Origin of the sequence: Streptomyces sp. C (genome assembly GCF_000158895.1) — a bacterium.
Classification (GTDB): domain Bacteria; phylum Actinomycetota; class Actinomycetes; order Streptomycetales; family Streptomycetaceae; genus Streptomyces; species Streptomyces racemochromogenes.
This window is the reverse complement of the sequence record NZ_GG657750.1, coordinates 6,210,160-6,217,573: the sequence shown is the minus strand read 5'-3', so window position 1 is coordinate 6,217,573 and position 7,414 is coordinate 6,210,160. Positions and strand designations below refer to the sequence as shown.

Below are 7,414 nucleotides of genomic sequence, written 5' to 3'. Positions count from 1 at the left end.
CCTGCAGCCGGGGCCGGTCCTCGCGACGGCCGCCGTCGCCGTGGCGTCGACCGGCTACGCGGCCGGGCTGCTGATGCAGGAGCGGCTCGTACCGCTGCTACCCGAGGGGACGCAGGGGCAGGCGCTCGGGCTGCACTCGGCCGGGATGCTCACGATGCAGGGGGTGTGCGCGGCCCTCGCCGGGGCGGTTGCGCAGTACACCTCCCCGGCGGCCGCGATCACCGCGCTGGCGGCGGTGTCCATCGTGGTCACCCTGGCACTGGAGCCGGGTCTGCGCCCCGATAGGCTGCGGATCCGTCCGCCGCATTCCCCTTCTCCCCTTCCCCGAGGTACCGCGCAGTGAGCTCCGCAGCACCCCCCGTACCGGTGACGGTCGTCGGCCTCGGCGCCGACGGCTGGGCCGGGCTCACCGCCGGCGCGCGGTCCGCGCTGGCATCGGCCGAGGTGCTGATCGGCGGCCCCCGGCAGCTGGACCTGCTGCCGGCCGCGGACTGCGCCGGGCTGAGGGTGGCCTGGCCGAGCCCGCTGCGTCCGGCCGTGCCGAAGCTGATGGCCGAGCACGCGGGGCGCCGCATCGCCGTACTGGCCAGCGGGGACCCGATGTTCTACGGGATCGGCCGGGCGCTCTCCGAGGAGCTGGGCCCGGACGCCCTGCGGATCCACCCGCACCCCTCGTCGGTGTCGTACGCGTGTGCCCGCCTGGGCTGGCCCGTGGAGGACACCGAGGTGGTGACGGTGGTCGGCCGGCCGGTGGCCCGGCTGGCGGCGGCGCTGCACGAGGGCCGGCGGGTGCTGGTGCTCAGTGCCGGAGCGGCGACCCCGGACGAGATCGCCGCTCTGCTTCGAGAGCGGGGCTTCGGCCCGAGCCGGATGCGGGTGCTCGAACAGCTCGGCTCCGAGCGCGAGGACGCGTACGAGGGCACCGCGGCGGACTGGCACCGCGCACCCGGCGACCCGCTGAACGTGGTCGCCGTGGACTGCCGCCGGGACCCCGCCGCCGACGTGCCCCGGCTCGGCGCGACCCCCGGCCTGCCCGACGCCGCGTACGAGCACGACGGGCAGCTCACCAAGCGCCACGTGCGCGCCGCGACCCTGTGCGCGCTCGCCCCGGCCCCCGGCGAACTGCTGTGGGACATCGGCGGCGGCTCCGGGTCGATCGGCATCGAGTGGATGCGTACGCACCCGTCCTGCCGGGCGGTGGCGATCGAGCGGGTCCCGGAGCGGGCCGGACGGATCAGCCGCAACGCCGCCGCGCTCGGCGTGCCCGCGCTGCGCGTGGTCGTCGGCGCGGCCCCGGCCGCCCTGGACGGACTCCCGGCCCCCGACGCGGTGTTCATCGGCGGCGGGCTGACCGCGCCGGGGCTGCTGGACGCGGCCTGGGCGGCGCTGGCCCCCGGCGGCCGGCTGGTGGTCAACACGGTCACCCTGGAGTCGGAGGCGGTCCTCGCGGAGCGCTACCGGCGCCACGGCGGCGAGCTGGTGAAGCTGGCCGTCGCGCACGCCGTGCCGGTCGGCGGTTTCACGGGCTGGCGGCAGGCCATGCCGGTCACCCAGTGGTCGGTCACGAAGACACAAGGAGAAGCAGTATGACCGTGTACTTCATCGGCGCGGGCCCCGGCGCCGCCGACCTGATCACGGTGCGCGGTGCCCGGACCCTGGCCGCCGCCCCCGTCTGCCTCTACGCGGGCAGCCTGGTCCCGCGCGAGCTCCTCGCCGAATGCCCGGACGGCGCCCGGCTGGTGGACACCTCGCAGCTGAACCTGGACGAGATCATCGCGGAATGCGTACGCGCCCACGCGGCGGGCCTGGACGTGGCGCGGCTGCACTCGGGCGACCCGTCCATCTTCAGCGCGGTCGCCGAGCAGATGCGGCGCCTGGACGCGGCCGGCATCCCCTACGAAGTGGTGCCGGGCGTGCCGGCGTTCGCCGCTGCGGCCGCCGCCCTGAAGCGGGAGCTGACGGTCCCCACCGTCGGCCAGACCGTGATCCTGACGCGGATCGCCCAGCAGGCCACGCCGATGCCGCCCGGCGAGGACCTGGCCACGCTCGGCCGCAGCGGTGCGCTGCTGGTGCTGCACCTGGCCACCCGGTACGTCGACCGGGTCGTGGACGAACTGCTGCCGCACTACGGCGCCGAGTGCCCGGTGGCGGTGGTGGCGATGGCCAGCCGCCCCGACGAGCTGATCCTGCGCGGGACCCTGGCGGACATCGCGGCGCAGGTGAAGGCGGCCGGGCTGGTGCGGACCGCCGTCATCGTGGTGGGCCGGACGCTGGGCGCCGAGCAGTTCCGCGACAGCCACCTGTACTCGCCCGAGCGCGACCGGCATGTCTGCTGAGCCCGCCGCGCCGTCGGCCGGCCGGCACGTCCTGATCCTGGGCGGTACGACGGAGGCCCGCAGGCTGGCGGAGGCGCTGGCCCGCGAGACCCCGTACCGGGTGACGACCTCGCTCGCGGGCCGGGTCTCCGCGCCCGTGCTCCCCCCGGGCGAGACCCGGATCGGGGGCTTCGGCGGAGTCGAGGGGCTCGCCGGCTGGATCACCGGCCACGGCGTCACGCACGTGGTCGACGCCACCCACCCCTTCGCGGAGCGGATGAGCTTCCACGCGTCGGAGGCGGAGGCGCTCACGGGCGTGCCGCTGCTGGCGCTGCGCCGTCCGGGGTGGACGCCGGGGCCGGGCGACGAGTGGACGTTCGCGGACTCCCTCGCCGACGCGGCCGCCGTGCTGCCGTCGCTCGGCGGCCGGGCGTTCCTGACCACCGGCCGGATGGGGCTGCACTCCTTCGCGCACCTCACCGACACCTGGTTCCTGGTGCGGTCGGTGGACCCGCCCGCCGCGCCGATGCCGCCGCGGCTGGAAGTGCTGCTGGCGCGGGGCCCGTTCGGGCTGGACGAGGAACGGGAGCTGCTGGCCCGGCACCGGATCGACGTGCTGGTCACCAAGGACAGCGGCGGCGACGCCACCTCACCCAAGCTCACCGCCGCCCGCGAGGCCGGCATCCCGGTCCTGGTCGTACGCCGGCCCCCGGTCCCGGAGCACGTGGCGCGGGCCGCTTCGGTGGAGGCGGTCCTGGACTGGCTCCGCCGGGACTGACGCCGGCCGGCTTTGGTCCGACCGGCTTTGGTCCGACCGGCTGGATGTGCCGGTGGTTCGTGCCGGGGTGCTCCCCGGCGCAGCGGAGTCGGGGCTATGAAGGGAATCGAACGCAATCGGATGGAGGTTCGCCATCCGGTGATTCCCGGACATCAACCTCAGGAGTCGCACGATGCGCCCCATCAGAGCGGCCTGCCTCGGCGCCGCCACGCTGGCCACCCTCCTCGCCTGCACCCCCGTCGCGGCCGCCGCGACGGACACCGGTTCCGACCGGGCCGGGGACAAGGGCCGGACCATCACGGTCCTGGCCGAGGTGCAGCAGCTGACCCGCTTCCCCGTCCTCCCCGAAACCCCCGGCAGCCCCAAGCAGGGCGATCAAGTCGTCGTCCGCTCGCTCCTCTTCGACGAGGAGCACAACCGGATCGGCGAGACCCACGGCAGCTGCGTCACCACCCGGGGCGGCGCCGATGAAGCGGAGCAGTGCCTCGTGACCTACATCCTCCCGGGCGGCCAGCTCACCACGCAGGGGGTGTACTTCAACTACCTCGACCAGGGCCCCTTCGACAGCGCGATCACCGGCGGCACCGGGAAGTACAAGAAGGCTCGCGGCTGGGTCCACTCCAAGACGATCTCCACGCCCCCCACGACCCCCACGGTCGTGAGGCGCTTCACGATCCACCTCGTCTGACGGGACCCCGACGTCCACCTGACCCCGAAGGGAAGTGGGGGTCAGGGGACGTCCGGGGCCGCTCACTGCGGCGGGTGGCCGGCCTCCGGCTCCGGCCCGGGACAGGGCCTCGGCGCCCGCCCCCGGCTCACGGGTAGCGGCGCGGCGTCCACGTCACGTGCGAGCCGTCGGGCCGCCGCGTGACCTGGGTCTGCGAGGAGCCGATCAGCAGGATCGTCCGCATGTCCACCTCGGACGGCTCCAGTTCGGCCAGCGTCAGCACGCGCACCGACTGCTCCGGGCCGCCCACGTCCCGTGCCACGACCACCGGGGTCTGCGGCGCGCGCAGCTCCAGCAGCAGCTCCCGGGCCTTGGCGACCTGCCAGGTCCGGCTGCGCGAGCCCGGGTTGTACAGGGCGAGCACCAGGTCGGCGGCGGCGGCCGCGCGCAGCCGCTCCGCGATGACCTCCCACGGCTTGAGCCGGTCGGAGAGCGAGATGGTGGCGTAGTCGTGGCCCAGCGGGGCCCCGGCCGCGGCCGCCGCCGCGTTGGCGGCGGTGACGCCCGGCAGCACCCGTACGGGGACGTCCTCGTACGCGGCCTGCCCGGCGACCTCCAGGACGGCGGTGGCCATGGCGAACACGCCGGGGTCGCCGCCGGAGACGACGGCCACCCGCTTGCCGCGCCGGGCGAGGTCGAGGGCGAACTCGGCCCGCTCGGACTCCACCTTGTTGTCGGAGCCGTGCCGCACCTGCCCCGGCTTGACCGGCACCCGGTCCAGGTAGGTGGTGTAGCCGACGAGGACCTCCGCGTCGGCCAGCGCCCTCCTGGTCTCCGGGGTCAGCCACAGCGGCCCGGCGGGGCCGGTGCCGACGACGGCGACCTCTCCGGGGCCGGAGGGCACGCTGCCCGGGTTGCCGATGCGGCTGGGCACGACGGCGACGGCGAAGTACGGGACGCTGTCCGGGTCGGTGTCCGCGAGGACCCCGGTCCGCTCGCCCTCCATCGTGGCGCGCTCGACGTAGCGGGCCTCGGCGAGCCGGCCGCTGCCCTCCATGGCGCGCCGGACGGCGGGGAAGGTGCGGCCGAGCTTCATCACGACCGCCGAGTCGGTGGCGGCGAGGCGCGCGGTGAGCTCCTCCTCGGGCAGGGTGCCGGGCAGGATCGTCAGCACCTCCTCGCCCTCCACGAGCGGGGTGCCGAGGCGGGCGGCGGCGGCGCTCACGGAGGTGACGCCGGGGATCACCTCGGCCTCGTACCGGTCCGCGAGGCGCTTGTGCATGTGCATGTACGAGCCGTAGAAGAGCGGGTCGCCCTCCGCGAGCACGGCGACGGTGCGGCCGGCGTCGAGGTGCGCGGCCAAGCGGGCGGCGGAGTCCTCGTAGAACTCCTCCATCGCGCCCTGGTAGCCGCCGGGGTGGTCGGTGGTCTCGGTGGTGACCGGGTAGACCAGCGGCTCCTCGACGTGGTCGGAGCGCAGGTGCTTCGCGGCGATCGAGCGGGCGATGGAGCGGCCGTGGCGGGCGCTGTGGTACGCGACGACGTCCGCCTCGGCGATCACCTCGACGGCCCGCAGGGTCATCAGGGAGGGGTCGCCGGGCCCGAGCCCGACACCGTACAGCTTGCCCTTGGCGTTCTGACGGTCGCTCATTCTTCCTCGCTCGCGATCGCGTTGATCGCGGCGGCCGCGATGGCGCTGCCGCCGCGCCGGCCCCGCACGATGAGGTGGTCGAGGCCCGAGGGGTGGGCGGCGAGGGCGTCCTTGGACTCGGCGGCGCCGATGAAGCCGACGGGCACGCCGATGACGGCGGCGGGGCGCGGGGCGCCCTCCTCGATCATCTCCAGCAGGCGGAACAGGGCGGTCGGCGCGTTGCCGACGGCGATCACGGAGTTCTCCAGCAGGCCCCGGTCGCGCCAGACTTCGAGGGCGGCGGCGCTGCGCGTGGTGCCCATCTTCGCGGCGAGGGCGGGGACGGCCGGGTCGGAGAGGGTGCAGACCACGTCGTTGTCGGCGGGCAGCCGCTTGCGGGTGACGCCGCTGGCGACCATCTGCACGTCGCACAGGATCGGCGCGCCGGCGTGCAGGGCCGCGCGGGCCCGCAGGACGACGTCGGGGGTGTAGCCGAGGTCCTGGGGGAGGTCGGTCATGCCACAGGCGTGAATCATGCGCACCGCGACCTGGGCGACCGATGCGGGCAGCCCGGAGAGGTCCGCCTCGGCGCGGATCGTGGCAAAGGACTGGCGGTAGATCGCGGCGCCGTCCTTCTCGTACTCGAACACGGTGTACTCGCTCATTTCTTCACTGCGATGCGGGTGGTGTGGTGGTGCGTGCGGCCGTGAGGGCGGCCGCGAGGTCTGCGAACGGGGTCGGTCGGCCGTCGAGTTCGTACCCGTCGGGGGTGGCGACCAGGTCCACCCAGGCGGTGCCGCGCGGGTGTCCGCACCGGCGGGCGCACCCGGACCAGTGCACGGGCAGCGCGGCCGCGGAGTGGTCTTGCGTTACGACGGCACGCGCGTCGGCGCGCACGTCCGCGAGGGACTTGGCGCAACCGGGCCTGCCCGTACAGGCGGTGACGGTCTGCCAGGGCCCGCCGGGCCCGGTCACCAGGCCGGCCGCCTCCAGCGCGGCACGGCCGTCGGCGGGGCCGAGGGCGGCCGCGCCGGGCAGGACGACGCTGCGCCACGGGGTCACGCGCAGCCCGCCGCCGGCGGCGTCGGCGACGTCGGCCAGCGCCCGCCACTGGGCGGAGCCGAGCCGGCCGAGCGGGGGCAGCACGCACAGCGCGTCTCCGTGTGCGCCGGGCCGGGGCGGCTGCGCGTGCGGCCAGGCCACCTCGGGCAGGCGGTCGGCGCCGATGCCGGCGGCGGCCAGCCGCAGGGCGAACTCCCCGTCGTGCAGGGCGTGTCCGTCGGGCAGCTCGGCGACCCGCCAGGCCCGGGTCCCGGCCGCGTCGACGGCGTCGAGGAAGTACTCGGCGGCCAGCAGGGCCGCCCGGGGCGCGTCGCCCGCGGCCACCTCGACGGCTCCGGCCGCGGCTCCGAGCCGCACCAGCACCCGGTCACCGCTGCCGAGCACGGTCACGTCGGGGTCGAGGGCGGCGACGTCCCCGCGCCCGTCGTCGAGGGCGAACAGGAACCGCCCGGACAGGCCCGTCGCCCGGGCGCTGGCGCACAGCAGCCGGTCCAGCTCCCGGACCCGGTGCACGAGGAGGGGCCCGCCCAGCGGGGAGGCCACGACGTTGCGGACCCGCTCGTGGCCGGGCGCGGGCAGCAGCCCGGCACCGTCGAGCAGCTCCGCGAGGCCGGCGCCGCAGCCGTCGGCGAGGCCGCGCAGCTGGACGTTGCCGCGCGAGGTGAGTTCCAGGTGCCCGTCCCCGAACCGGTCCGCGGCGAGCCCGAGCACGGCCGCCTGCGCGGTGGTGAGCAGCCCGCCGGGGATCCGGACGCGCGCCAGGTACCCGTCGTCGGCGGCGTGCAGCCGCAGCGCGCCGGGGCAGGCGTCGCCGCGGTCGCGTACGGCGGGTTTGTCCCGCGACGCGGCGGAGGGGGGCTGGGGCATGGCCGCGAGCATACCCACGATTCCCCACCCCCGACCTGTGTCCGTCGCCACCCCGACCAGCACCTCCCCCCCTCCCCCCTCCCCCACCCCACCAC

7 protein-coding genes and 1 pseudogene are annotated in these 7,414 nt (G+C 75.9%); 5 read left to right on the top strand and 3 right to left on the bottom strand.

Annotated features, from left to right (window positions below; genetic code table 11):
- From SSNG_RS27955 to SSNG_RS27935, 5 genes and pseudogenes are all read left to right on the top strand, one after another.
- A pseudogene (locus SSNG_RS27955) lies at window positions 1–343 on the top strand (MFS transporter); the annotation flags it as partial.
- Window positions 340–1,590 carry a bifunctional cobalt-precorrin-7 (C(5))-methyltransferase/cobalt-precorrin-6B (C(15))-methyltransferase gene (locus SSNG_RS27950; protein ID WP_007267289.1) on the top strand — a complete coding sequence of 417 codons (1,251 nt, stop codon included), beginning with the start codon at window positions 340–342 and terminating at the stop codon, window positions 1,588–1,590. The pseudogene SSNG_RS27955 and the gene SSNG_RS27950, both read left to right, overlap by 4 nt.
- Window positions 1,587–2,336 (top strand): precorrin-4 C(11)-methyltransferase, encoded by a 750-nt coding sequence (gene cobM, locus SSNG_RS27945; protein WP_007267288.1) that lies wholly within the window; start codon window positions 1,587–1,589, stop codon window positions 2,334–2,336. Before SSNG_RS27950 ends, cobM begins: the two co-directional genes overlap by 4 nt.
- Window positions 2,326–3,093 (top strand): cobalt-precorrin-6A reductase, encoded by a 768-nt coding sequence (locus SSNG_RS27940; RefSeq protein ID WP_007267287.1) that lies wholly within the window; start codon window positions 2,326–2,328, stop codon window positions 3,091–3,093. Before cobM ends, SSNG_RS27940 begins: the two co-directional genes overlap by 11 nt.
- Window positions 3,094–3,265: 172 nt before the next feature.
- On the top strand, window positions 3,266–3,781 hold the full coding sequence (locus SSNG_RS27935; protein ID WP_007267286.1) for a hypothetical protein: 516 nt from the start codon (window positions 3,266–3,268) through the stop codon (window positions 3,779–3,781).
- 127 nt (window positions 3,782–3,908) lie between these two features.
- Here the strand turns inward: SSNG_RS27935 and SSNG_RS27930 are convergent, their stop codons facing one another.
- Genes SSNG_RS27930 through SSNG_RS27920 form a run of 3 tightly spaced genes read right to left on the bottom strand, consistent with a single transcriptional unit; the run spans window position 3,909 to window position 7,319 of the window.
- Window positions 3,909–5,411 carry a precorrin-2 C(20)-methyltransferase gene (locus tag SSNG_RS27930; protein WP_007267285.1) on the bottom strand — a complete coding sequence of 501 codons (1,503 nt, stop codon included), beginning with the start codon at window positions 5,409–5,411 and terminating at the stop codon, window positions 3,909–3,911.
- Window positions 5,408–6,055: a precorrin-8X methylmutase gene (locus tag SSNG_RS27925; protein ID WP_007267284.1), complete on the bottom strand. Its 648-nt coding sequence runs from the start codon at window positions 6,053–6,055 to the stop codon at window positions 5,408–5,410. Before SSNG_RS27925 ends, SSNG_RS27930 begins: the two co-directional genes overlap by 4 nt.
- 4 nt (window positions 6,056–6,059) lie before the next feature.
- Complete coding sequence (locus SSNG_RS27920) at window positions 6,060–7,319, bottom strand: cobalamin biosynthesis protein CobG (RefSeq protein WP_241695132.1); 1,260 nt, start codon at window positions 7,317–7,319, stop codon at window positions 6,060–6,062.
- Window positions 7,320–7,414: the final 95 nt, after the last annotated feature.

Bases quoted from the DNA above. Each gene is read 5' to 3' on its own strand.
- SSNG_RS27920 (WP_241695132.1), bottom strand. From the start codon at position 7,319: ATGCCCCAGCCCCCCTCCGCCGCGTCGCGGGACAAACCCGCCGTACGC.
- SSNG_RS27940 (WP_007267287.1), top strand. From the start codon at position 2,326: ATGTCTGCTGAGCCCGCCGCGCCGTCGGCCGGCCGGCACGTCCTGATC.
- cobM (WP_007267288.1), top strand. From the start codon at position 1,587: ATGACCGTGTACTTCATCGGCGCGGGCCCCGGCGCCGCCGACCTGATC.
- SSNG_RS27930 (WP_007267285.1), bottom strand. From the start codon at position 5,411: ATGAGCGACCGTCAGAACGCCAAGGGCAAGCTGTACGGTGTCGGGCTC.
- SSNG_RS27925 (WP_007267284.1), bottom strand. From the start codon at position 6,055: ATGAGCGAGTACACCGTGTTCGAGTACGAGAAGGACGGCGCCGCGATC.
- SSNG_RS27935 (WP_007267286.1), top strand. From the start codon at position 3,266: ATGCGCCCCATCAGAGCGGCCTGCCTCGGCGCCGCCACGCTGGCCACC.